Origin of the sequence: Enterobacter cloacae complex sp. 397G4 (assembly GCF_050031515.1) — a bacterium.
GTDB lineage: Bacteria > Pseudomonadota > Gammaproteobacteria > Enterobacterales > Enterobacteriaceae > Enterobacter > Enterobacter hormaechei_C.
Genome location: NZ_JBLGWE010000002.1, coordinates 251,529 through 272,852 on the forward strand (window position 1 = coordinate 251,529; position 21,324 = coordinate 272,852).

Below are 21,324 nucleotides of genomic sequence, written 5' to 3' on the forward strand. Positions count from 1 at the left end.
AGATAGCTTCTTTATATATAACCCTTTAAAATTATGCGCCTGGTTTTATCATCTCTGATCGTGATGGCTGGATTTCTGAGTGGTCAGGCTGCAGCTGCGCCTGAGCAGGCCTCGTACGCTGATATTCGTGACAGTGGCTTTGTCTATTGCGTTAGCGGGCAGGTCAATACGTTCAATCCACAAAAAGCAAGCAGCGGTCTCATCGTAGACACATTAGCGGCCCAATTGTATGACCGACTGCTTGATGTCGATCCCTACACCTATCGCCTGGTGCCAGAACTGGCTGAAAGCTGGGAAGTATTAGATAACGGCGCAACCTACCGCTTCCATTTACGACGCGATGTTCCGTTTCAAAAGACTGCCTGGTTCACGCCCACCCGCAAACTAAATGCGGACGATGTGGTATTTACCTTCGAGCGCATCTTTGATCGCCAGCATCCGTGGCATAATGTCAATGGTAGCAGTTTTCCTTATTTTGATAGCCTGCAGTTCGCCGATAACGTCCAAAGCGTGCGTAAACTGGACAACAACACCGTTGAATTTCGCTTAAATCAACCCGACGCCTCCTTCTTGTGGCACCTTGCCACACATTATGCCTCTGTGATGTCGGCCGAATATGCCGCCAAATTAGCAAAACAGGATCGCCAGGAATTACTCGACAGACAACCCGTCGGCACAGGCCCGTACCAACTTTCAGAAAATCGTGCAGGCCAATATATTCGCCTACAACGGCATGAAAAATTCTGGCGTGGTACCCCCTTGATGCCGCAGGTCGTGGTGGATCTCGGCTCTGGCGGGACCGGACGCTTATCGAAATTACTGACCGGCGAGTGCGACGTCCTGGCATGGCCTGCCGCCAGCCAGCTCAGCATACTGCGTGATGACCCGCGGCTGCGCCTGACGCTGCGTCCGGGGATGAATATCGCCTATCTGGCGTTCAACACGGATAAACCGCCGTTGAACAACCCTGCCGTACGACATGCGCTAGCGCTGGCCATTAACAACCAACGGTTAATGCAATCTATTTACTACGGTACGGCGGAAACCGCGGCATCTATTTTGCCTCGCGCCTCGTGGGCTTATGACAACGAAGCTAAAATTACCGAGTACAACCCGGCAAAATCGCGCGAGCAGTTAAAAGCGCTGGGGCTGGAAAACCTGACGTTACAACTCTGGGTACCTACCAGCTCTCAGGCCTGGAACCCCAGTCCGCTGAAAACCGCAGAGCTGATTCAGGCTGATATGGCTCAGGTGGGTGTGAAAGTGAAGATCATCCCGGTAGAGGGCCGTTTTCAGGAGGCGCGATTAATGGATATGAACCATGATCTGACGTTGTCCGGTTGGGCAACTGACAGTAACGATCCTGACAGCTTTTTCCGACCGATGCTTAGCTGTGCCGCCATTAACTCGCAGACCAATTTTGCCCACTGGTGCAATCCCGAGTTTGACAGCATTTTGCGCAAAGCCCTCTCTTCGCAACAACTCTCCTCGCGAATTGATGCCTACGACGAAGCGCAAAATATTCTTGCGCGCGAGTTGCCGATCCTGCCTCTGGCCTCTTCGCTCCGTTTGCAGGCTTACCGCTATGACATCAAAGGGCTGGTGCTCAGTCCGTTCGGCAACGCTTCTTTTGCCGGGGTTTCCAGGGAAAAGGCTGACGAGGTGAAAAAACCATGATTATCTTCACCCTACGCCGATTTTTATTATTGCTGGTCACTTTGTTCTTCCTGACCTTTATTGGCTTCAGTCTGAGTTATTTCACCCCCCATGCGCCGTTACAGGGCGCATCGCTGTGGAACGCTTGGGTATTCTGGTTCAATGGCCTGATTCACTGGGATTTTGGTGTGTCCAGTATTAACGGCCAGTTGATCTCAGAACAACTGAAAGAGGTGTTCCCGGCAACAATGGAACTGTGCATTCTGGCATTTGGTTTTGCACTAATGGTCGGGATCCCCATCGGCATGTTGGCGGGCATAACGCGTAATAAATGGCAGGATCGTTGCATCAGCGCATTGGCTCTGATGGGCTTCTCTATTCCGGTTTTTTGGCTGGCGCTGCTGCTGACGTTGCTATTCTCACTAACCCTCGGCTGGTTACCCGTATCAGGGCGTTTTGATCTGCTTTATGAAGTAAAACCCGTAACCGGGTTTGCCATTATTGACGCCTGGATCTCCGACTCGCCCTGGCGCGATGAAATGCTGGTCAGTGCCATCCGCCATATGGTGCTTCCGGTGTTAACGCTCTCCGTGGCACCGACGACGGAAGTTATTCGTCTGATGCGTATCAGCACTATTGAGGTCTTTGATCAAAACTATGTCAAAGCGGCGGCGACTCGTGGTCTGTCACGGTTAACGATTTTACGCCGTCACGTACTGCACAACGCTCTCCCACCGGTTATCCCGCGCCTGGGGTTACAGTTTTCCACCATGCTGACGCTGGCGATGATCACCGAGATGGTCTTTAGCTGGCCAGGTCTTGGCCGTTGGCTGATTAACGCGATTCGCCAGCAGGATTACGCGGCGATTTCGGCGGGTGTGATGGTGATTGGCTCACTGGTTATCATTGTTAACGTGATCTCTGATATTTTGGGTGCTATGGCTAACCCTCTGAAACATAAGGAATGGTATGCCTTACGATAGCGTCTACAGCGAAAAGCGCCCGCCTGGTACGCTGCGCACCGCATGGCGCAATTTTTACGGCGATGCAACCGCAATGATCGGCCTGTATGGCTGTGCTGGACTGGCAATTCTGTGTATTTTTGGTGGTTGGTTCGCGCCTTATGGCATCGACCAGCAGTTTCTTGGCTACCAGCTTTTGCCGCCGTCATGGTCACGCTATGGCGAAGTCTCTTTCTTCCTCGGGACTGATGACCTGGGGCGTGATGTTTTAAGCCGCCTGCTTAGCGGTGCGGCCCCGACCGTGGGCGGTGCGTTTGTCGTCACCCTTGCCGCCACGTTGTGTGGCTTATTGCTTGGCGTGGTTGCCGGGGCAACACACGGTTTGCGCTCCGCGGTGCTGAATCACATTCTGGACACCCTGCTGTCGATCCCTTCACTGTTGCTGGCGATTATTGTGGTGGCTTGGGTATAGGAAGTATAAACCACCTTTTTGCTCCTCATCCGAAGTATCTTACCTGAAATTCCCTCACTCGTTTACCGCTCAAGCCCCAATTTTAACTGCCGGTCCAGCCTAAACCGCTCTAATAAGGTTCGATTTGGCGGTAAAATCTCTAGCCTGATAGCTCGAGAGATACAAACTGCCCCACCGCCCCGTTTAAAAGTTGGCAGTGTTGAGCAGTGTTGGATTTGGGGTCGTCAGTCAAAGAGACGACTCTGTGATGGATCGAACAGGCTGGGAGTCAGTGGCGGCGCTCGTTCTGGTGGCAGCTCACGCTGCTTGGCGGCATTCGCCTTGGCTGTTTTCTGTTTCAGATGCTTGAGAATCTGCTCAATGACCTTCGGATCTTCGATGCTGGCAATCACTTTGACGTGACCGCCGCAGTGTTCGCAGACTTCAATATCAATATTGAAGACTCGCTTGAGGCGTTGCATCCAGGTCATGGCGCGGTGGCGCTCTGCAGGACTCTTGTCACGCCAGTTAGTATCGAGACCTTCCGATTTGTCGGGCTTCTTGCCCCGCTTGGCGGGTGTTACTTGAACTCGGTGTTTGCTGTTCGGTGCAAAGACGCCGTGGAAGCGTGTGAGGTTGACTCGCGGCTTAGGTACCAACGCAGCGAGTTTGGCGATGAAGTCCAGCGGCTCGAAGATCACATGGGTGGTGCCATTGCGGTACGGAGTTTTGAGCTCGTAACGCACCTGCCCATTGGCGGTTAATGCCAGACGTTTTTCTGAAACCGCTGGCCGACTAATGTAGCGACACAAGCGCTCAAGCTTATCCCGCTGATGCGCTTCGGCCATCACACCGGCGTGTAGCGAGAAACCAGCATGGTTGGCTACTCGACTGCTTGAGTCGGCTTTATCCTCACGCCCTGGCAAGGTTTGCAGGGTGAAGACTTTGCGCCCTTGCTGGGGGCCGACGGCAATGCGATACGTAACCGAAGCACCATGTAATTGAGTCAGCGTATCGTCTTCGCCCTCTTCCAGTGTCAACCACGTATTCTCGGCATCACGCTCCAAAATCCCACGCTTTTCCATGCAGCGAGCGATGCGATGGCTGAGGGTGTGAGCGAGCGTATTCAGCTCATCGTAAGTGGGTGCCTTGACACGATGGAAGCGTTGCTTGCCATAGTCATCTTCGGCATAGACACCATCGAGAAACAGCATGTGGTAGTGGACATTGAGATTTAGCGCGGAGCCAAAGCGTTGGATAAGAGTCACTGAGCCAGTTTGTGCAGAGGCTTTGGTGTAACCGGCTTTTTTGATCAGATGAGTTGAGAGTGTACGATAGACGATACTCAAGACCTGGCCCATCAGCTGGGGATGGCGAGCCAGCAAAAAGCGTAGCTGGAAAGGAAAGCTGAGCACCCACTGGCGAATGGGCTCCTTGGGGAAGACTTCGTCTATCAGCAGCGCCGCACTCTCGGCCATCCGGCGGGCACCGCAGCTAGGGCAAAAGCCGCGTCGTTTACAGCTGAAGGCGACCAGACGCTCGTGATGACAATCCTCGCAGCGAACCCGCATGAAACCATACTCCAGACGGCCACATTGGAGGAGGTCGTTGAATTCTTGTTGGATGTAGCGAGGCAGGTGTTGACCTTGGGCTTCGAGTGAGGCTTTGAAGGCTGGGTAGTGCTGCTCAACCAGCTGGTAGAGCAGCGTCTGGTCGGGTTGGTGGCGTTCGTAACCGTTTGTTTGAGTGGGCGATTGACTCGCCGTGGCGTTCCTTGCCAGCGACATGGGTATCCTCCGCTGATACTGTGGTTATGTACAGTATCAGCGGCTTGCGTTCAGACGTCCAGTCTGGCCCTAGACATCGCTAAATGCTTAACCCGCAATAGCCCTCACGAGTTGTTATCAGCCACTACCGGTTGAGCGAGAAGGTTTTGGGTTCAGGGTGCTATTGCTCCACCAATCACAATACTGAAGCCCCAACTGTTATCAGTTGGGGCTTTTTCTTGTCTGTTTGCGGCGGTTGCGTTTTATCGGTAGTCGTCGAGCTCTGCACCATCCCACATAAGAGCTTAACGGTGCGATCTTCAACGCCATCACACAAAACTTTCTTTTTCACGCACAGTCAACTTATTGGATGTTTTATTAACAACCCAAAAGGAGATATTTAGCGGGCGGCCGGAAGGTGAATGCTAGGCATGATCTAACCCTCGGTCTCTGGCGTCGCGACTGCGAAATTTCGCGAGGGTTTCCGAGAAGGTGATTGCGCTTCGCAGATCTCCAGGCGCGTGGGTGCGGACGTAGTCAGCGCCATTGCCGATCGCGTGAAGTTCCGCCGCAAGGCTCGCTGGACCCAGATCCTTTACAGGAAGGCCAACGGTGGCGCCCAAGAAGGATTTCCGCGACACCGAGACCAATAGCGGAAGCCCCAACGCCGACTTCAGCTTTTGAAGGTTCGACAGCACGTGCAGCGATGTTTCCGGTGCGGGGCTCAAGAAAAATCCCATCCCCGGATCGAGGATGAGCCGGTCGGCAGCGACCCCGCTCCGTCGCAAGGCGGAAACCCGCGCCTCGAAGAACCGCACAATCTCGTCGAGCGCGTCTTCGGGTCGAAGGTGACCGGTGCGGGTGGCGATGCCATCCCGCTGCGCTGAGTGCATAACCACCAGCCTGCAGTCCGCCTCAGCAATATCGGGATAGAGCGCAGGGTCAGGAAATCCTTGGATATCGTTCAGGTAGCCCACGCCGCGCTTGAGCGCATAGCGCTGGGTTTCCGGTTGGAAGCTGTCGATTGAAACACGGTGCATCTGATCGGACAGGGCGTCTAAGAGCGGCGCAATACGTCTGATCTCATCGGCCGGCGATACAGGCCTCGCGTCCGGATGGCTGGCGGCCGGTCCGACATCCACGACGTCTGATCCGACTCGCAGCATTTCGATCGCCGCGGTGACAGCGCCGGCGGGGTCTAGCCGCCGGCTCTCATCGAAGAAGGAGTCCTCGGTGAGATTCAGAATGCCGAACACCGTCACCATGGCGTCGGCCTCCGCAGCGACTTCCACGATGGGGATCGGGCGAGCAAAAAGGCAGCAATTATGAGCCCCATACCTACAAAGCCCCACGCATCAAGCTTTTGCCCATGAAGCAACCAGGCAATGGCTGTAATTATGACGACGCCGAGTCCCGACCAGACTGCATAAGCAACACCGACAGGGATGGATTTCAGAACCAGAGAAAGAAAATAAAATGCGATGCCATAACCGATTATGACAACGGCGGAAGGGGCAAGCTTAGTAAAGCCCTCGCTAGATTTTAATGCGGATGTTGCGATTACTTCGCCAACTATTGCGATAACAAGAAAAAGCCAGCCTTTCATGATATATCTCCCAATTTGTGTAGGGCTTATTATGCACGCTTAAAAATAATAAAAGCAGACTTGACCTGATAGTTTGGCTGTGAGCAATTATGTGCTTAGTGCATCTAACGCGCTGATCACCGGCGGTTGAAAACCGTCCGGTGGATTGGCAGGTTATGCTCCTTCATTTCATTTCTGGTTTCCTATAGGGCAACCAGGCTGTCCTTGCCGGCGCTGGGAACGCAGACGATGGCATCAAATGCCTCGCTCAAATTCGTTTCTACAGAGGCGCTTTGGGACCGCATTCGCTTTGCTTCCATGGGGTCATCTGTCAATGTCAGGCATGAATCCTCCTTACCACAGGCATCGATGACATACTGTTCCACACTATCCTCACGGATTGCATCGGCAGGCGTGGTCACAACAGAGAATCCAAGAGGACTGTCGGGCGATGGGAAATGCATTTCCGGCACGGTGAGTCCAAGATGGGTGAATGCAATCGCACGGTAATCCCCCTCCTCCCTCTCTGCGAGATGCTGTCCCATGGGAACAGCCGTAAGCTCGCCTGAAAAGGAAACTGGAGTTTTTTGTAAATGATTGTTGTGCGCCAGCAGAATTATCCTTACATCCGGATTCGCTCGAACCATTCCATCCACCACGCCCGCCATATACGAGTCACGTACGGAAGTATCTCCCTCAAGAGAGGTACCATCGAAGAAAGCTTTCATTACACGCAAGGTTTCCAACGTATACTCTATCGACTCTATTCGATCAGAGGCTTTTCGGAAAAAATCGCTGTTGACGTGATTTTTCAGGACAGGGGCAAGCGACGCCAAACGGAGCTTCAATCTGGTTACCCCTGAGATAGCTTTCTCCTGCTGAGCCGTTTCCAACTCCCCCCATTTTGCCGATGAAATAACCGCCGACTGGCCATCAATGGACGTCAACAACTGAGTCAGCGCATCAACGTGGGGTTTCATGAGGTGGTCGATGACCTGGATAATTTCGGCCAATTGCGCTAGGTCGTCCCTTGGATTCAAGGTGTTGGGTAAATCGATTCCGACTAACTGCAGTTTTCTTCCTGATTCGCGTAGATATGATTTAACCCAAATCAGCACTGAGCCATACAAAGAAAAGGTCAGGGTATCCGAAAATCGCTCAAGTTCATGAGCACCGGCTGTTGAGTTGAGCCATTCAGATAGCCGGGATGCCTGAATCGCCCCACATTCCAAACCAATCGCATTAAGCATGCTTCCTCCACAATGGAGAGGCCCAGTTACAGGACGTTGCATAACTGCCAGCCGCGACCATTGAGGTCGCGGCATTTCTCTCATGACCGCTTTTGGCGCAATCCGAGCGATCTACTCGGCAGCTGTCGGCCCTTGGGGTCTTGTTTAGGGAACTGGCTCAGATGTTCGTGAGTGATCTTCCAGACATTCGCTTCTCTACGAAGGATAGTTGTTCCTCGCCCACCGCCTTCCAGAGCGCTACCATTTAAAATTGCCCTCCACCGGAAGTGATAGGTGCATCCGGCACAATCTTTCGACTGGGCAACCCACTCCAGGTTTTCTAACCAATAATTTTCAAGAGGAAATTTTTTCCAGGTTTCCTCAAAGGCTTGCCGTATCTGCTTCAGTCCACAAAATGATCCGTCATTGAACCAGAATATCGCATTTGGTGAAATTAACGGCACCAACTGATCGAAGTCGTGCATATTAATCAGTTTGCTCGACTTCACGCGGGATCCAGAACCAGGCGACATAGAGGGCCCGTAGGAAGAGAATCGTCAGCGCCGTTCCCACGACGATGCCGCCCATCATTGCGTAGGCACGATTGCCAGCATGAACTGGCAAAGCGCCGAAGTGCTTGCCAGCCTGGACACGTTTAACCTGACCGAGAGGTACGGTTGCGATGCGGAGATCATATTTGTTAATTAACGCGCTTGCTTAATTAACAATGGCCACGGGATTCTACTCGGAATCCCTTCAAGGCGAGGGGCGAAAATCGGCCCCAGGCGGCGAGTGGGCTAAGCAATTTGTGGCATCCGCGACGCGAATAAAGAGCAGTGCGGTCATCGGCTACAGTCGGTTCCATGCGCCATGATGGCACTGCCGGCAGGCGACGTTAATCGATGATCTCGGCACCTTCTGCGTTCAGACGCGCCAGGCCCTCCTTCATTTCCCGCAGCCGCTGGGCCGTGTGTGCTTGCCACTTCGTCACTTCAGCAATTACGCGCAATGGATCGCGGGAGCGATAAGACAGGGTCGGGTTACCCGGGAACTTCTTATCCGTCAGGTTCGGATCCTCCTCGATGGCGCCGGTCGGTTCGACGACATAAATTCGTTCCGTTCCGCTGCCACCCGCCAATTCGGCGCCCCAGATCGCCGCATCGAGCGTGCCTGTAAAATACACCCACGACAGGGATTTCGCGTCTGTGAAATTCGATCGATAACCGACGGCGATCAGATCACCGGGTGCAAGAGCGGCTTTGGTTCCATGGAAGAACGACTGGGCAAACATGGTTGCGGTAGCAGACATAGAGTCCCCCTTGATGTTAAGCGCTTCTGTTCACAGTGTCGCGGGGCCCGTATTTTCGGCGGGGCGCACCCTGGATACATAGTCGTTGATAGGGTGCGGGCGAGCATCCCGCATGCCATGCGTCGGATCAGGGCGAGCCAAAGTGCCGTTGAAGATAGTCGACACCGAACGAAACGATATCCCGCGCTTCGAACAAGTAGCAGTGCGCCTGACCGACCAAGCCCTCCCGATGGCGTCGCAGCTCCACATAGGCATTGGTAATTGTCTCGACGGCGTCCGGCTCTCCTTCGATAGCGAAACAATCGAGAATGCCGTTGGAGTCGAAATCCTCGGCGCGTTTCCATCTCACTCCGCCGTCCTCGCTGCGGATCGGCATTTCGTAGCTCACGCGTCGCTTGTTCGGGATGCGGGCAATGGCCTCGGCGTAGTGCAGGACGGTAACGGAATCGAGCGGGGCTCCGAGCAACAGAACCTTTCCGGCACGCTCGACGAAACGCTCCAGCGGCGATCCAGGTCCGAAAGCCTGCCCAAGTTCGTGAGGCCGCGTCAGAGTGCCGGCCAGAGGCCCTACCGCGACCATCGAGGCATCCGGGTGCGCGCTGCGCCGGGCGCCGGGTGTCTGGAGGAGGAACCGGTTGAGCAGGCCGAAGCCGCGATACGTGCCTGATATGGCTGGATCGAACGGCGGCCATCGGTGGCGCAGTTCCGCATCCATCCGTGCGCCATTGAGCGTTTCTTCGTAAGGCGACCGGTCCCACGAGGCGTATCCCATCAAGCTTCCAGTGGGGCCGACGGCATCGAGCAGGGCAGACACTATCGATGCTGCGCCTCCATCGACGGGGCCGATCGCCTTCAGCGATGCGTGAACCATGACGAGAGCGCCGGATTGGACACCCAGCCGTGAAAGGTCCGCCGCAATTGTTTCCCTTGTGTTCATTCCGCTGCCATCCTCTATATCCTGCATTCCCCAAGTGGCGTGTCGTTTGAGGTGAAGATAGCCTGTATCCGAGCGCTAGACAAGGATTTTCTGCCGCAAGCGGCACCTGCGGTCGCGCAGACTGCTGGATCTGGACGGATCAGACCGCGAAGCCGCTGTTTCCTTGCCCAGGGGCGGCGTTTTTCAGCGCAGCGGACAGATCTGTCCAGCCGCTTTCGTTCAGTTTGAGCGTGGATCGCGATCATGCGCATAGCGGTGGCGCTCGCAATCGGCGGATAGCGGCGAGGATGGCGCGTACCATCGTGCCGGTGACAGCGACCTCGGCCAGCTGGAAGGTGATGGTGCGGGCGTGACGGACCACACGTGCCCCGATCTTGATCAGCTTCAGTTGCAGGCTGGTCAACGACCAGTCGGCCATGGCCTCGGGCAGCTCGATGCAGCGCAAGAAGGTGGCCAGGTTGTACGCCAGGGCGTGCAGTTGCAGCCGCACCTCATTGTCGCGGAACTTCCGGCACGACAGCCGCGTCCAGCGAAAGGCGTATTTGCCCTCTTTGATGTGCTGCTCGGCGGTGCCGCGCTGGTTGTAGAACCGCACCACCCAGTCCGGCTCCATCGGCAGGTTGGTGACGATGAAGCCGACACGCGGGAACAGTTCGCCCGGATGCCATTCGATCTTGGCGATCACCCGGCGTTCCTTGTCCCAGGACGCCGCCTGATACTCGAATTCCTCGAAGAACCGCTTGACCTTGGTCAGTGACGGCCGCCCGACAGGGCGCGTTAGCCGATGCGCGATCTTGTCCTTGAGGACCGCGTTTGCGGGCAGCCGGATGGCGTAGAAGAACCGCGCTTCTTCCAATCGCTCATAGATCGCCGGGATCGCGTAGGCAGCATCGGCCCGGAAGAACCTGCCACCAAGGTCGCGCTCCGCGTAGCGCGCAATTACGGGGTCGAGAACATCACGCCAGCCATCGGCGCTGTGGACGTTGCCATGGCGCAGGGCGCAGCGTTCCAGCATCCCGAACTGGTTGAACAGAAAGTTGGGGTGATAGCAGCTACAGTCGAAATGGCCATTCCAGGCGGACCCTTCCTGGTCGCCATGGGTCGGGCTGACCGAGCTGTCCATGTCCAGAACGATGTACTTCAGCCCGTTACGGTCATGGAACCGGTCGATCCATTGCCCGTTCAGGTCGGCCAGCGCGGCACGGTTCCCGGCCAGAGCCAGCGTCTCGGTCTCGAACCGTCCCATCTGCGATGCCGAGGCCGCTTGTGCATCGACCGCTCTGCCGCCGACAACTTGGCGCATGACCGGATCGCAGGCGAGACGGTTGGCGTCGTTGACATCCTCGTATCCGGCCAGCCGCCCAAAGACTGATTGCCGGAACAGGCCGTCGAGCCGATGGACCGTGTTCTTGCCAGAGCGAGTATCGCGCAGCGCCGCTGACGCCAAATCGGACAACCCGAGCGCGTCATCAAGCTCGCGCATCACCAGAAGGCCGCCGTCGGAACTGAGCTGCGTGCCGCGAAATTCCAGCCGCACGCGAGGGTCGAAATCCACCCGATCTGCCCGTTGCAAGCCCGCACCCTCTGGGTGATCCATGAAACGCGCCCCTCGCAGCCTTCAACACCATGTTTTATATAGGAAATATAATGGTCAGGACAGCGAAATCAGCGCCTTACTTGGGAAATGTGGGTTAAAATCATGCCTCTCGACAAAATAGCGAATAAGACTAGCTCTAGCCAGTGAGAACTCCGCGACAAAGTGAGCACCCTCGCCAATGCCGACAATTCGGGCGCCCTCAACTACGGGATTAAGAATCTCAAACTCATTGAACTCCAGCTTTTGAGGCTGTAAAAGTGTTCTGGTCGTTCTCCATGTCATTTTTTTATCCTTTTGCGTTTATTGCTGAAATCGTCATACTTTCGCTTCGCCAATAACCAGGCTCACAGAGCATAACGCCCCAGTTAACCGACATCAACGTGCGCAGCACGTTGATGTCCGGTTGAACGCCCGGTTAGGCTGACGACAGATGCGAAGGCAGATGAGAACACGCCGAGATACCAGTTGGTAGAGATGGTGCAGCCATTCATGACCACTTCCCCTTGATTTTGAAGCTTTGAACAGTGCGCAGGCTTTCGAACGCCTGGCGTGTTTGGACCATGTACACCGCAGGGCCGTCAGGTGTGAGGATGTTTTTTTCTTGAACGAACCCGGCCTTCTCGTAGCAGCGAATGGCGCGATGGTTGCTAGGAGATGGATCGGTTTGGATTTTCGTTACGGCCGGGTCGCTAAACAGGAGTTCAACGAGCGAGCGTACGAGCTTTGTACCCAACCCCTTGTTTAACTGTGATGGATTAGCCAAAGACTGGTCAATCCCGCGGACCCCTGGATCAGTTTCGTCTTCCCACCATCCATCGCCACTTCCAAGTGCGATGTAGGATTGGGCGTAGCCGATGGGTTCGTCATCTAGCATTGCGATGTAAGGCACTACAGCTTGCTTTGCCAGAACTTCGGGCGAATAGTGTTCTAAGACTTCGTCAAGAGTTGGGCGTTCATCCTCGCCGCCCCACCACTCGACTATGTGGGGGCGGTTCAGCCAAGCATGGAGCATTGGCAGATCGTTCTCGGCCATGACTCGTAGAACTATTGCGGCATTGTTGGCGGACATGAGATGTTGATTCCGTGCGGGCCTAACTTTGTTTTAGGGCGACTGCCCTGCTGCGTAACATCGTTGCTGCTCCATAACATCAAACATCGACCCACGGCGTAACGCGCTTGCTGCTTGGATGCCCGAGGCATAGACTGTACAAAAAAACAGTCATAACAAGCCATGAAAACCGCCACTGCGCCGTTACCACCGCTGCGTTCGGTCAAGGTTCTGGACCAGTTGCGTGAGCGCATACGCTACTTGCATTACAGCTTACGAACCGAACAGGCTTATGTCCACTGGGTTCGTGCCTTCATCCGTTTCCACGGTGTGCGTCACCCGGCAACCTTGGGCAGCAGCGAAGTCGAGGCATTTCTGTCCTGGCTGGCGAACGAGCGCAAGGTTTCGGTCTCCACGCATCGTCAGGCATTGGCGGCCTTGCTGTTCTTCTACGGCAAGGTGCTGTGCACGGATCTGCCCTGGCTTCAGGAGATCGGAAGACCTCGGCCGTCGCGGCGCTTGCCGGTGGTGCTGACCCCGGATGAAGTGGTTCGCATCCTCGGTTTTCTGGAAGGCGAGCATCGTTTGTTCGCCCAGCTTCTGTATGGAACGGGCATGCGGATCAGTGAGGGTTTGCAACTGCGGGTCAAGGATCTGGATTTCGATCACGGCACGATCATCGTGCGGGAGGGCAAGGGCTCCAAGGATCGGGCCTTGATGTTACCCGAGAGCTTGGCACCCAGCCTGCGCGAGCAGCTGTCGCGTGCACGGGCATGGTGGCTGAAGGACCAGGCCGAGGGCCGCAGCGGCGTTGCGCTTCCCGACGCCCTTGAGCGGAAGTATCCGCGCGCCGGGCATTCCTGGCCGTGGTTCTGGGTTTTTGCGCAGCACACGCATTCGACCGATCCACGGAGCGGTGTCGTGCGTCGCCATCACATGTATGACCAGACCTTTCAGCGCGCCTTCAAACGTGCCGTAGAACAAGCAGGCATCACGAAGCCCGCCACACCGCACACCCTCCGCCACTCGTTCGCGACGGCCTTGCTCCGCAGCGGTTACGACATTCGAACCGTGCAGGATCTGCTCGGCCATTCCGACGTCTCTACGACGATGATTTACACGCATGTGCTGAAAGTTGGCGGTGCCGGAGTGCGCTCACCGCTTGATGCGCTGCCGCCCCTCACTAGTGAGAGGTAGGGCAGCGCAAGTCAATCCTGGCGGATTCACTACCCCTGCGCGAAGGCCATCGGTGCCGCATCGAACGGCCGGTTGCGGAAAGTCCTCCCTGCGTCCGCTGATGGCCGGCAGCAGCCCGTCGTTGCCTGATGGATCCAACCCCTCCGCTGCTATAGTGCAGTCGGCTTCTGACGTTCAGTGCAGCCGTCTTCTGAAAACGACAGCTACCCCCGGCCAAAAAGGCCGTCATGCGATTTATCTTGGCCGGGTCGTTATTGGCGGGTCTAAATGGCCGCTCCGTGGATCTCATCGCCAGAAATGGCGATGCGAGATCCAGGGCAGGGCGGCCGCCATCGTCAGACCTGGCGATGGTCGACGCCGGCGCGCATCGTCGGATGTGGCGATGCGAGCTCGAGGTCGGTGGCCACCGCCGGCGACCTGGTGCCATCGTCGGCAATGGCGATGCTGCAGCTCGACGTGCGCGGCCTGGTCGTCTCGGCATCGTCGGATGCGGCGATGCTCGAGCGAGGCGAAAAAAAACCGCCTCGGGGTGTCCGAGGCGGCAAGTCTGCATGCGGTTCAGGGAGGAAGAAACCGCGCCGGCGATCAGGGAGGAAAACCGCGCGGCCTGATGTGCAGCTCGGCCACTTTAGCCGGATTTTTCGACTTATCCGATGCGAGCGGCCCGCCGTGGGCGCTGCTCGATCTGCTGTTGCTTTTTCTCGACGTGCTTCTGCTCCTGGTGCTGCTGCTCGTCGCGCGGCACTGTTGCAAAGTTAGCGATGAGGCAGCCTTTTGTCTTATTCAAAGGCCTTACATTTCAAAAACTCTGCTTACCAGGCGCATTTCGCCCAGGGGATCACCATAATAAAATGCTGAGGCCTGGCCTTTGCGTAGTGCACGCATCACCTCAATACCTTTGATGGTGGCGTAAGCCGTCTTCATGGATTTAAATCCCAGCGTGGCGCCGATTATCCGTTTCAGTTTGCCATGATCGCATTCAATCACGTTGTTCCGGTACTTAATCTGTCGGTGTTCAACGTCAGACGGGCACCGGCCTTCGCGTTTGAGCAGAGCAAGCGCGCGACCATAGGCGGGCGCTTTATCCGTGTTGATGAATCGCGGGATCTGCCACTTCTTCACGTTGTTGAGGATTTTACCCAGAAACCGGTATGCAGCTTTGCTGTTACGACGGGAGGAGAGATAAAAATCGACAGTGCGGCCCCGGCTGTCGACGGCCCGGTACAGATACGCCCAGCGGCCATTGACCTTCACGTAGGTTTCATCCATGTGCCACGGGCAAAGATCGGAAGGGTTACGCCAGTACCAGCGCAGCCGTTTTTCCATTTCAGGCGCATAACGCTGAACCCAGCGGTAAATCGTGGAGTGATCGACATTCACTCCGCGTTCAGCCAGCATCTCCTGCAGCTCACGGTAACTGATGCCGTATTTGCAGTACCAGCGTACGGCCCACAGAATGATGTCACGCTGAAAATGCCGGCCTTTGAATGGGTTCATGTGCAGCTCCATCAGCAAAAGGGGATGATAAGTTTATCACCACCGACTATTTGCAACAGTGCCATTTCTTTTCTCATTCCTTCAACACTAAAAGCTCCTTTAAAAAGGTTGCAGGGGGCGCATGATGGAAATAAGTTTTCTATAGCATGCAGTTCAGGGTGCATAACCTTACCCGTACTTCGGGCAACATGAGTTACGCCGCTGCCGACAGGGGCTCTCACCAGTTCAAAGTCGCGTCGAACAGGCTCAACATGATCGGCATGCCACCCTTTTTCAGGAAGCTTGCAACCACAATAGGCACAACGCCCCCCAAATTTCATTCGCAGCTCAGCTCGCTGTATTTTAGAGATCTTATTTTTAGGTTTTGAGAACCTACCATCAGGTGATTCAGCTTTGGATAACTTTGCTGAGGGCTCAGGTAATTCAACTAAATTCCCGTTGATATTTATCACCTTGACCATATCATTTTCCGCCTTTACTAAGCTCACGGGCACAGGAACTGGCTTAAGTAACCGCTAAAGATAACAGCCACTGACTGCATCTACCCAGACCTTCTGTTTATACTCAATAGGCCACCCCTCTTTATCTGCCCGGATGACGCAATCATTTACCGTGGTGCGTGACCGGATACGAACATCAAGCGGAAGCGAATCGTTATCCACACGAGCCTGTGCCTCATTTAAAATGCGTAAAAACATCTCTTTGGTCATTCAGATACCCCCTCAACTTTGCGAATTTTGATCAGATGAGGGCGACTCAGTTTACAAAGTTGTTCTGTCGCTTCATCAATCGAATTGAACCGATGAGCCTCTTCGATATTTAAAGTCCAGTATTTCGCTTTCCCTTCTCCCAGATCGGACTCAAAATAATTTCGCTTTACATCCATTTTTTTAGGCCTGCCATTTATCTTGACGACATTATGTCTGTCATCAAAAAGAAATTCGTCCCCCTCAAAAGTGATTAATACAAATGGCCCCTCAGGCTTGGAAGTCCGGGAACTTTCCATTTTCAAAGTCATACTTCAGCCTCTCGATAGAACTCATGAAACGTCAAATTAAAATGGACTCACACCACACTGATTCAGTATTCCTCCTGAACCCCATTAGGCTCTGTTGTGATTTCATATTTAATTCCGCCAGGTGCTCCCACAGCGTCCGCGACCGACTCACACAGCAGCGAGAGATCGTTGAGGGTCATTGGGTGTTCAATGTCCAGCGTGAAGAGTTTCCCGGCTTGCTTGGCGGCTGTCTTGTCAGCATGTTCGGCATTAAAAAGGTATACGGTGTGTTTTTCCTGAGCGGGTGTATTTTGATTTTGCATTGATGATCCTTTTGTTTAGTTCCCCGATTCCGGGGGTGAGTGAATTAATTTAAATTTATATTCGTCTGGTTTAATTAGAACGTTTCCACGCTATGCGTAAACAGGTAATGCAAGGGCTGTATCAACAGGATTAAAGTTACTTTTCTGGATGCAGCAACGCTTGGACATGATGTCCACATTACATCACGATCAAAGCTAAGTTTTTTTTGTATAACCCCTCCATTTTCGTGTGTTTCGCGTTTCAGACGCTTATACGACCTGCTTGACCATCCTCATCAGAAGGCGGTTTAACAGTCCTTTCGCTGTCGGGCGATTGCTATCGACATAGTAAAAACCTGTTTTGGTCGTACCGTGAGCACTGCTCAGCACCCTCAGTTCCCAGATAACGTCACGGATAACGCCGCCATTTTCTGGCTTAAGGCATTCAGATAAATGGCGCATGAAACGAGCTCTTACGGCACGGTAATAGCGGAACTCCTCTGGCTGGTTAGTATTTTCTTTCACCCGGAGTCGCTGGTTACACAGAGTTAGAACTGCATCCATCATTCCCGCCTTCAGCTTCGCCTGGATCGCACCTTGTTGCTGTTCCCTCTCACCTTCGAGTAACGTTAAAATTCTTTCTCCGAGTGCCGTCTTGTTGTGTACGTGCAACTGAACACAGGCAGCTACGCATGCCCAGAATCTGAACTTTTTTATCTGTCCACGCAATTTCCGGGCTACAACCTGACGGTATGCAGAATCACTGAGTATTTTAAAACGCCGACTGGCAACCAGCTCTGGAAGCGACACTCTGTCGCCTATCCCCAGGCGGGAAAAGGTTTGTCCCCGCTGTGCGAGACGATGATAGACAGCGCCCTTGCCTTTTGAAATTCGGACCGCGCCATAACGAAGAAGATACTGAGCAGCAGTCGTTGGAGTAAACTCACCGTCAGCGATGCGCTGGCGTAACCCGTCGTATTCATGCCAGATAATCCAGGACGCCGTATCTTCTTCAACAGTCAGCTCATCCTCTTCCTCGAATGCCACGACGACAGAACTGCTCTCTCCGGTCTTTAGGCTACGTGAAGCCCTGGGGTCAGCCTGCCCGTCAAAATAGGTCATCAGCGGCAACGTATCAGTCAGTCCATCATAAGCTGTACCGAACCGGCCTCCGGGCAGTTTCATCCAGAGTGGAGCTGGCATTGGTGTACGGGGCACAGGCTGCATGTCAGGCTCATCCTCAAGAAGGTCCAGATCGGCCTCTTCCCAGACCCTGCGATAGATCTCAATTGCCCGAAACGGGCGAGGGTTGAAACAGTGCAACGACCAGAGGAAATCAACGTGGATCACGTTTGCTTCCTGTACAAGCCGAAATTGTGGCTCAGCCATACGACGGTTATAAGCCGTATCGTCAACCTCGCCGGAAAGTAGCTTTCTGCGATGCTCTGCCGCACGTCTTGCTTCAACATAATCAAGGCTGCAACAGGCATGAAAAAGACGTTCAGTCAGGGACGAAGAAAAGATATTGGGTTGAAGACGCACATATCCGCCTTCGAACACTTTACGACCGATATAATCCCGCAGGCTCCAGTCGTACTGGATCTTAGAAAGAAATCGCTGAAGACGACTCAGGCCAGCCTGATAACCGTATTTCTCCGGGTCAGTTCGAAGGAGCGTTTCCATTGAATGGTCAACCCCTACTGCTGTGCAAAATGAGCACCCTATAATTCTGATCATTTAGAAATTTTTTTGCGTTTAAAATCAATGAATTGAAAGATTTCATTTTTCTAAGTCTGATAAAACAGATGAAAACCCAACTGACTATACTCATAAAACTCAATCTTTGCGCTGCTGTACGATACCAGTAATTACAGGTGCCGAGTTTAACATCATGAAAAGTAGCCCAATAATGAATGACGCAACGCCAGCTGCGGTGCCTAACTTCTGACTGAACACCATTGAAACAAAGTACATATTTGGGATAAAAACGGACATAGCAATCACGAAAAGTAACTTATTCAGATAATTATTTATTCGGGTCTTAACCTCAACTCTATCATAAAAAGCCATCGAAACGTAAGCAGTTATCAGTGAATAAAAAGACCATGTCATATAGTTAACCGATTCATTAAATGCCTCTCGCAAAAGCAAAGCACTTTCTGTCATTCCCTACCTCATTAAATCAATAGAAAATAAATCTGAATAATTTATTTTTAAAAGAAAAGAGGCTTTGTTGAATAAATCAGATTTCGGGTAAGTCTCCCCCGTAGCGGGTTGTGTTTTCAGGCAATACGCACGCTTTCAGGCATACCTGCTTTCGTCATTTTGTTCAGCGCTCGTACCAGGGCCATAGCCTCCGCAACCTGACCATCGTAGTCACGCAGCGTCAGTGAACCCCCGAACAGCTGTTTTACCCGGTACATCGCCGTTTCCGCTATCGAGCGACGATTGTAATCTGTTGTCCATTTCCACCGCGCATTACTCCCGGTCAGCCGCTGATTCGCAACAGCACGGTTACGGTCTGCATATTCACCGGGCCAGTAACCCGCACCTTTTCGGGGCGGGATAAGCGCGCTGATTTTCTTACGCCGCAGTTCATCGTGACATAGCCGGGTATCGTAAGCGCCATCGGCGGCGGCTGACCTGATTTTCCGGTGGGTTTGCCGGATTAACCCGGGGAAGGCCTCTGAGTCCGTAACGTTGTTCAGCGACAGGTCAGCGCAGATGATTTCATGTGTTTTACTGTCAACGGCGAGATGCAGCTTACGCCAGATACGGCGGCGTTCCTGGCCATGCTTTTTGACTTTCCACTCGCCTTCACCGAAGACCTTCAGCCCGGTGGAATCAATTACCAGGTGTGCGATTTCACCCCGGGTGGGCGTTTTGAAACTGACATTAACCGACTTTGCCCGCCTGCTGACACAGCTGTAATCCGGGCAGCGTAGCGGAACGTTCATCAGAGAAAAAATGGAATCAATAAAGCCCTGCGCAGCGCGCAGGGTCAGCCTGAATACGCGTTTAATGACCAGCACAGTCGTGATGGCAAGGTCAGAATAGCGCTGAGGTCTTCCCCGTGATGAAGGCGTTGCCGACTCATACCAGGCCTGAATAGCTTCATCATCCAGCCAGAAAGTTATGGAGCCACGGTTGATGAGGGCTTTATTGTAGGTGGGCCAGTTGGTGATTTTGAACTTTTGCTTTGCCACGGAACGGTCTGCGTTGTCGGGAAGATGCGTGATCTGATCCTTCAACTCAGCAAAAGTTCGATTTATTCAACAAAGCCTCATAGAAGTAAAACTCAGTTAAATGAAGATCGTTTTCTTTCACGTATGCCGCCAATTTGCGGATACGCTGTTCAAGCATTGTATCTATCCGTAAGGAAACACTCTGCGGAACGTCACTTGCAAATTCATTGATACAATCAACGGTAGAAACTATGAATTTATTGGTCATGGCAGGCTCCAGGCCACCGGGGAAACCGGTGGCTACGGTAATTGGCAGGCTTAAGCGCCGCAAAGGGTGTCAAGGGAAGGGAGAAGCTTGCTCAGCTTGTCGTAATCGAGCGGAGACAGTTCTGTAACGAGTTCGACCGAAAGACTAGTGTTGTCTTCTTCACACAGAATATAGATTCCGTCTTCTGGCTCTTTTCCGGCACATGCCTTCAGTCGTTTGTTAACGACCTCCTGGGCTGAATCCGCTACGTCGCAGCTCAGGACATAGCTTGCCACATAGCTGCTCTCACCGTGGTAATGCGTCACTTTACACAGAGCATACTGGATACCGGCTTTGTGAGCCTCATTCATGAGACGAGAAAACTGACAGCCATCCTGGTAATAGTGGGTATCCTTTGTGACCAGAATAGTCATACCCCCAAATTCATCTGTCCGGCTTTTACTGCATGTAAATGCAGCAGTAATTGTTACCATTTCCGAGAGGTCGAATACCGACAGCACGGCAGTTGTGAGGCAAATTGCATGGTCAAGATCAATGGTCTCTCCATGAAAAACTGCCAGCCCACTGCTGGTAACTTCTGTTGCGAACAACAGTTCATAATTGCAGTCTGGGCAGGATGGTTGCCCAAAGCTCGGCTCAGAAGGGTCATACTCAGGGTGGTTCTCGATAATACTGAGGATCAGCTTCTCAGTCAGAGAACAATCTGTCAGTGGCTTATCAAGCAAACGCTCACCTTCTGCAATTTCTGCTTCGGTAACGAATGTGATTGCTTCTTGTGCCATTTTTGCCTGCTCCTGAGTGCAGGGAATAATAAACGACGCCTGAGTATAATTATCTGCCACAGTTGACTCCTTGATTATTTAATTAATGTATTTGATGAGAAGATCATAACAAATACACTAATACCAACTAATAACCTGAAGGCGTTTTTTTAGAAAAAATATTAAGAAGAAGAATATGAACACTACCTCATCTTAAATTAATATCATTCAGGATTAATATTCATTTTTGCAAATAAAAACCGCCAGACGGCGGCTTTTATAAAGAGGGAAATATCATTGGAAGTTGAAATTACTTCACGGCAGGCCGACAAATTACGCGACTGCTGTGAGCTGAAGCGAAACTTGTAGAGGAAACTATAATCACCTTTTCTAAGTCGTCGGCACTGTCAGCAATATGATGCCGGAAAGCCTCCTCTGCATCACCAGGGGAGTCGGCTTCGACCAGGTAGGCCTGATCATCATCATCAAACATAATGCGCCCGGAAATGAGATAAAGTCGGCTCAAATCTGGCGTTGCTGCGCTCGTGCTTCGTTCGTTCAGATTCATTTTTTCTCC

At 53.2% G+C, this 21,324-nt stretch carries 24 protein-coding genes and 3 pseudogenes; 4 read left to right on the plus strand and 23 right to left on the minus strand.

Translation table 11 applies throughout. From position 1 onward, the window contains the following. Window positions 1–33 precede the first annotated feature (33 nt). From sapA to ACQG1Y_RS24975, 3 genes and pseudogenes are all read left to right on the plus strand, one after another. Entirely contained in the window at window positions 34–1,677 is a 1,644-nt protein-coding gene (gene sapA, locus ACQG1Y_RS24965; protein ID WP_004193272.1) for an ABC transporter substrate-binding protein SapA, read from the plus strand. Further along, window positions 1,674–2,639: a peptide ABC transporter permease SapB gene (gene sapB / locus ACQG1Y_RS24970; protein ID WP_004193276.1), complete on the plus strand. Its 966-nt coding sequence runs from the start codon at window positions 1,674–1,676 to the stop codon at window positions 2,637–2,639. The genes sapA and sapB overlap by 4 nt, the downstream gene beginning before the upstream one ends. Next, window positions 2,626–3,084, plus strand: a pseudogene (locus tag ACQG1Y_RS24975) (peptide ABC transporter permease); the annotation flags it as partial. The gene sapB and the pseudogene ACQG1Y_RS24975, both read left to right, overlap by 14 nt. 230 nt (window positions 3,085–3,314) lie before the next feature. On the opposite strand, the gene ACQG1Y_RS24980 reads toward ACQG1Y_RS24975, so the two are convergent. From ACQG1Y_RS24980 to aac(6')-IIc, 11 genes and pseudogenes are all read right to left on the minus strand, one after another. Then, window positions 3,315–4,856 (minus strand): IS91-like element ISCR1 family transposase, encoded by a 1,542-nt coding sequence (locus tag ACQG1Y_RS24980; RefSeq protein ID WP_000050481.1) that lies wholly within the window; start codon window positions 4,854–4,856, stop codon window positions 3,315–3,317. 404 nt (window positions 4,857–5,260) lie between these two features. Continuing rightward, window positions 5,261–6,100, minus strand: a complete 840-nt coding sequence (gene sul1, locus ACQG1Y_RS24985; protein ID WP_000259031.1) for a sulfonamide-resistant dihydropteroate synthase Sul1 — start codon at window positions 6,098–6,100, stop codon at window positions 5,261–5,263. After that, window positions 6,094–6,441: a quaternary ammonium compound efflux SMR transporter QacE delta 1 gene (locus ACQG1Y_RS24990; RefSeq protein ID WP_000679427.1), complete on the minus strand. Its 348-nt coding sequence runs from the start codon at window positions 6,439–6,441 to the stop codon at window positions 6,094–6,096. Before ACQG1Y_RS24990 ends, sul1 begins: the two co-directional genes overlap by 7 nt. Window positions 6,442–6,623: 182 nt before the next feature. After that, window positions 6,624–7,664: pseudogene (gene ere(A) / locus ACQG1Y_RS24995) on the minus strand (EreA family erythromycin esterase); the annotation flags it as partial. A gap of 86 nt (window positions 7,665–7,750) precedes the next feature. Next, on the minus strand, window positions 7,751–8,158 hold the full coding sequence (locus ACQG1Y_RS25000; protein WP_063613390.1) for a YybH family protein: 408 nt from the start codon (window positions 8,156–8,158) through the stop codon (window positions 7,751–7,753). 386 nt (window positions 8,159–8,544) lie between these two features. After that, window positions 8,545–8,958 carry an NAD(+)--rifampin ADP-ribosyltransferase gene (gene arr / locus ACQG1Y_RS25005; RefSeq protein ID WP_012695486.1) on the minus strand — a complete coding sequence of 138 codons (414 nt, stop codon included), beginning with the start codon at window positions 8,956–8,958 and terminating at the stop codon, window positions 8,545–8,547. Between the two features lie 127 nt (window positions 8,959–9,085). Next, window positions 9,086–9,895 carry an aminoglycoside N-acetyltransferase AAC(3)-IIg gene (gene aac(3)-IIg, locus ACQG1Y_RS25010; protein ID WP_012695485.1) on the minus strand — a complete coding sequence of 270 codons (810 nt, stop codon included), beginning with the start codon at window positions 9,893–9,895 and terminating at the stop codon, window positions 9,086–9,088. A gap of 241 nt (window positions 9,896–10,136) precedes the next feature. Continuing rightward, window positions 10,137–11,492, minus strand: a complete 1,356-nt coding sequence (locus ACQG1Y_RS25015) for an IS1380-like element IS1247 family transposase (protein ID WP_006473457.1) — start codon at window positions 11,490–11,492, stop codon at window positions 10,137–10,139. Window positions 11,493–11,585: 93 nt separating this feature from the next. After that, a pseudogene (locus ACQG1Y_RS25020) lies at window positions 11,586–11,774 on the minus strand (EreA family erythromycin esterase); the annotation flags it as partial. An 83-nt stretch (window positions 11,775–11,857) separates the two neighbouring features. Beyond that, a complete protein-coding gene (locus tag ACQG1Y_RS25025; RefSeq protein ID WP_022646489.1) occupies window positions 11,858–11,983 on the minus strand; it encodes a hypothetical protein in 126 nt (41 codons plus the stop codon). Further along, complete coding sequence (aac(6')-IIc, locus tag ACQG1Y_RS25030; RefSeq protein ID WP_012695484.1) at window positions 11,980–12,561, minus strand: aminoglycoside N-acetyltransferase AAC(6')-IIc; 582 nt, start codon at window positions 12,559–12,561, stop codon at window positions 11,980–11,982. The genes ACQG1Y_RS25025 and aac(6')-IIc overlap by 4 nt, the downstream gene beginning before the upstream one ends. A 162-nt stretch (window positions 12,562–12,723) precedes the next feature. On the opposite strand from aac(6')-IIc, the gene intI1 reads away from it, so the two are divergent. Next, the gene (intI1, locus tag ACQG1Y_RS25035; protein ID WP_000845048.1) at window positions 12,724–13,737 is read left to right on the plus strand and encodes a class 1 integron integrase IntI1; all 1,014 of its coding nucleotides are present in this window, start codon (window positions 12,724–12,726) and stop codon (window positions 13,735–13,737) included. A gap of 646 nt (window positions 13,738–14,383) precedes the next feature. On the opposite strand, the gene ACQG1Y_RS25040 is transcribed toward intI1, so the two are convergent. From ACQG1Y_RS25040 to ACQG1Y_RS25095, 12 genes are all read right to left on the minus strand, one after another. Further along, window positions 14,384–14,524 carry a hypothetical protein gene (locus ACQG1Y_RS25040; RefSeq protein ID WP_001044210.1) on the minus strand — a complete coding sequence of 47 codons (141 nt, stop codon included), beginning with the start codon at window positions 14,522–14,524 and terminating at the stop codon, window positions 14,384–14,386. 5 nt (window positions 14,525–14,529) lie between these two features. Continuing rightward, complete coding sequence (locus ACQG1Y_RS25045; RefSeq protein ID WP_001067855.1) at window positions 14,530–15,234, minus strand: IS6-like element IS26 family transposase; 705 nt, start codon at window positions 15,232–15,234, stop codon at window positions 14,530–14,532. An 11-nt stretch (window positions 15,235–15,245) separates the two neighbouring features. Continuing rightward, window positions 15,246–15,695 (minus strand): HNH endonuclease, encoded by a 450-nt coding sequence (locus ACQG1Y_RS25050; protein ID WP_000241453.1) that lies wholly within the window; start codon window positions 15,693–15,695, stop codon window positions 15,246–15,248. A 54-nt stretch (window positions 15,696–15,749) separates the two neighbouring features. Further along, entirely contained in the window at window positions 15,750–15,944 is a 195-nt protein-coding gene (locus ACQG1Y_RS25055) for a hypothetical protein (RefSeq protein ID WP_000159617.1), read from the minus strand. Then, window positions 15,941–16,252 (minus strand): hypothetical protein, encoded by a 312-nt coding sequence (locus ACQG1Y_RS25060; RefSeq protein ID WP_000172888.1) that lies wholly within the window; start codon window positions 16,250–16,252, stop codon window positions 15,941–15,943. The genes ACQG1Y_RS25055 and ACQG1Y_RS25060 overlap by 4 nt, the downstream gene beginning before the upstream one ends. Window positions 16,253–16,314: 62 nt before the next feature. Continuing rightward, a complete protein-coding gene (locus ACQG1Y_RS25065) occupies window positions 16,315–16,554 on the minus strand; it encodes a hypothetical protein (protein ID WP_001180999.1) in 240 nt (79 codons plus the stop codon). Window positions 16,555–16,803: 249 nt separating this feature from the next. Next, a complete protein-coding gene (locus ACQG1Y_RS25070) occupies window positions 16,804–18,216 on the minus strand; it encodes a hypothetical protein (protein WP_022646499.1) in 1,413 nt (470 codons plus the stop codon). A 153-nt stretch (window positions 18,217–18,369) separates the two neighbouring features. After that, on the minus strand, window positions 18,370–18,699 hold the full coding sequence (locus ACQG1Y_RS25075) for a hypothetical protein (RefSeq protein ID WP_000140246.1): 330 nt from the start codon (window positions 18,697–18,699) through the stop codon (window positions 18,370–18,372). 116 nt (window positions 18,700–18,815) lie between these two features. Then, window positions 18,816–19,784, minus strand: a complete 969-nt coding sequence (locus tag ACQG1Y_RS25080; protein WP_072223036.1) for an IS5-like element IS903B family transposase — start codon at window positions 19,782–19,784, stop codon at window positions 18,816–18,818. A 1-nt stretch (window position 19,785) separates the two neighbouring features. Further along, window positions 19,786–19,986: a hypothetical protein gene (locus tag ACQG1Y_RS25085; protein ID WP_022646497.1), complete on the minus strand. Its 201-nt coding sequence runs from the start codon at window positions 19,984–19,986 to the stop codon at window positions 19,786–19,788. A gap of 50 nt (window positions 19,987–20,036) precedes the next feature. Continuing rightward, the gene (locus tag ACQG1Y_RS25090) at window positions 20,037–20,828 is read right to left on the minus strand and encodes a hypothetical protein (RefSeq protein ID WP_000774871.1); all 792 of its coding nucleotides are present in this window, start codon (window positions 20,826–20,828) and stop codon (window positions 20,037–20,039) included. Window positions 20,829–21,057: 229 nt separating this feature from the next. After that, a complete protein-coding gene (locus ACQG1Y_RS25095; RefSeq protein WP_001052325.1) occupies window positions 21,058–21,315 on the minus strand; it encodes a hypothetical protein in 258 nt (85 codons plus the stop codon). Window positions 21,316–21,324: the final 9 nt, after the last annotated feature.

Excerpts from the sequence above, each read along its gene's own strand:
- sapA (WP_004193272.1), top strand. The coding sequence starts at position 34 with ATGCGCCTGGTTTTATCATCTCTGATCGTGATGGCTGGATTTCTGAGT.
- sapB (WP_004193276.1), top strand. The coding sequence starts at position 1,674 with ATGATTATCTTCACCCTACGCCGATTTTTATTATTGCTGGTCACTTTG.
- ACQG1Y_RS24980 (WP_000050481.1), bottom strand. The coding sequence starts at position 4,856 with ATGTCGCTGGCAAGGAACGCCACGGCGAGTCAATCGCCCACTCAAACA.
- sul1 (WP_000259031.1), bottom strand. The coding sequence starts at position 6,100 with ATGGTGACGGTGTTCGGCATTCTGAATCTCACCGAGGACTCCTTCTTC.
- ACQG1Y_RS24990 (WP_000679427.1), bottom strand. The coding sequence starts at position 6,441 with ATGAAAGGCTGGCTTTTTCTTGTTATCGCAATAGTTGGCGAAGTAATC.
- arr (WP_012695486.1), bottom strand. The coding sequence starts at position 8,958 with ATGTCTGCTACCGCAACCATGTTTGCCCAGTCGTTCTTCCATGGAACC.
- ACQG1Y_RS25015 (WP_006473457.1), bottom strand. The coding sequence starts at position 11,492 with ATGGATCACCCAGAGGGTGCGGGCTTGCAACGGGCAGATCGGGTGGAT.
- ACQG1Y_RS25025 (WP_022646489.1), bottom strand. The coding sequence starts at position 11,983 with ATGAATGGCTGCACCATCTCTACCAACTGGTATCTCGGCGTGTTCTCA.
- intI1 (WP_000845048.1), top strand. The coding sequence starts at position 12,724 with ATGAAAACCGCCACTGCGCCGTTACCACCGCTGCGTTCGGTCAAGGTT.
- ACQG1Y_RS25045 (WP_001067855.1), bottom strand. The coding sequence starts at position 15,234 with ATGAACCCATTCAAAGGCCGGCATTTTCAGCGTGACATCATTCTGTGG.
- ACQG1Y_RS25050 (WP_000241453.1), bottom strand. The coding sequence starts at position 15,695 with ATGGTCAAGGTGATAAATATCAACGGGAATTTAGTTGAATTACCTGAG.
- ACQG1Y_RS25055 (WP_000159617.1), bottom strand. The coding sequence starts at position 15,944 with ATGACCAAAGAGATGTTTTTACGCATTTTAAATGAGGCACAGGCTCGT.
- ACQG1Y_RS25060 (WP_000172888.1), bottom strand. The coding sequence starts at position 16,252 with ATGACTTTGAAAATGGAAAGTTCCCGGACTTCCAAGCCTGAGGGGCCA.
- ACQG1Y_RS25065 (WP_001180999.1), bottom strand. The coding sequence starts at position 16,554 with ATGCAAAATCAAAATACACCCGCTCAGGAAAAACACACCGTATACCTT.
- ACQG1Y_RS25070 (WP_022646499.1), bottom strand. The coding sequence starts at position 18,216 with ATGGAAACGCTCCTTCGAACTGACCCGGAGAAATACGGTTATCAGGCT.
- ACQG1Y_RS25075 (WP_000140246.1), bottom strand. The coding sequence starts at position 18,699 with ATGACAGAAAGTGCTTTGCTTTTGCGAGAGGCATTTAATGAATCGGTT.
- ACQG1Y_RS25085 (WP_022646497.1), bottom strand. The coding sequence starts at position 19,986 with ATGACCAATAAATTCATAGTTTCTACCGTTGATTGTATCAATGAATTT.
- ACQG1Y_RS25095 (WP_001052325.1), bottom strand. The coding sequence starts at position 21,315 with ATGAATCTGAACGAACGAAGCACGAGCGCAGCAACGCCAGATTTGAGC.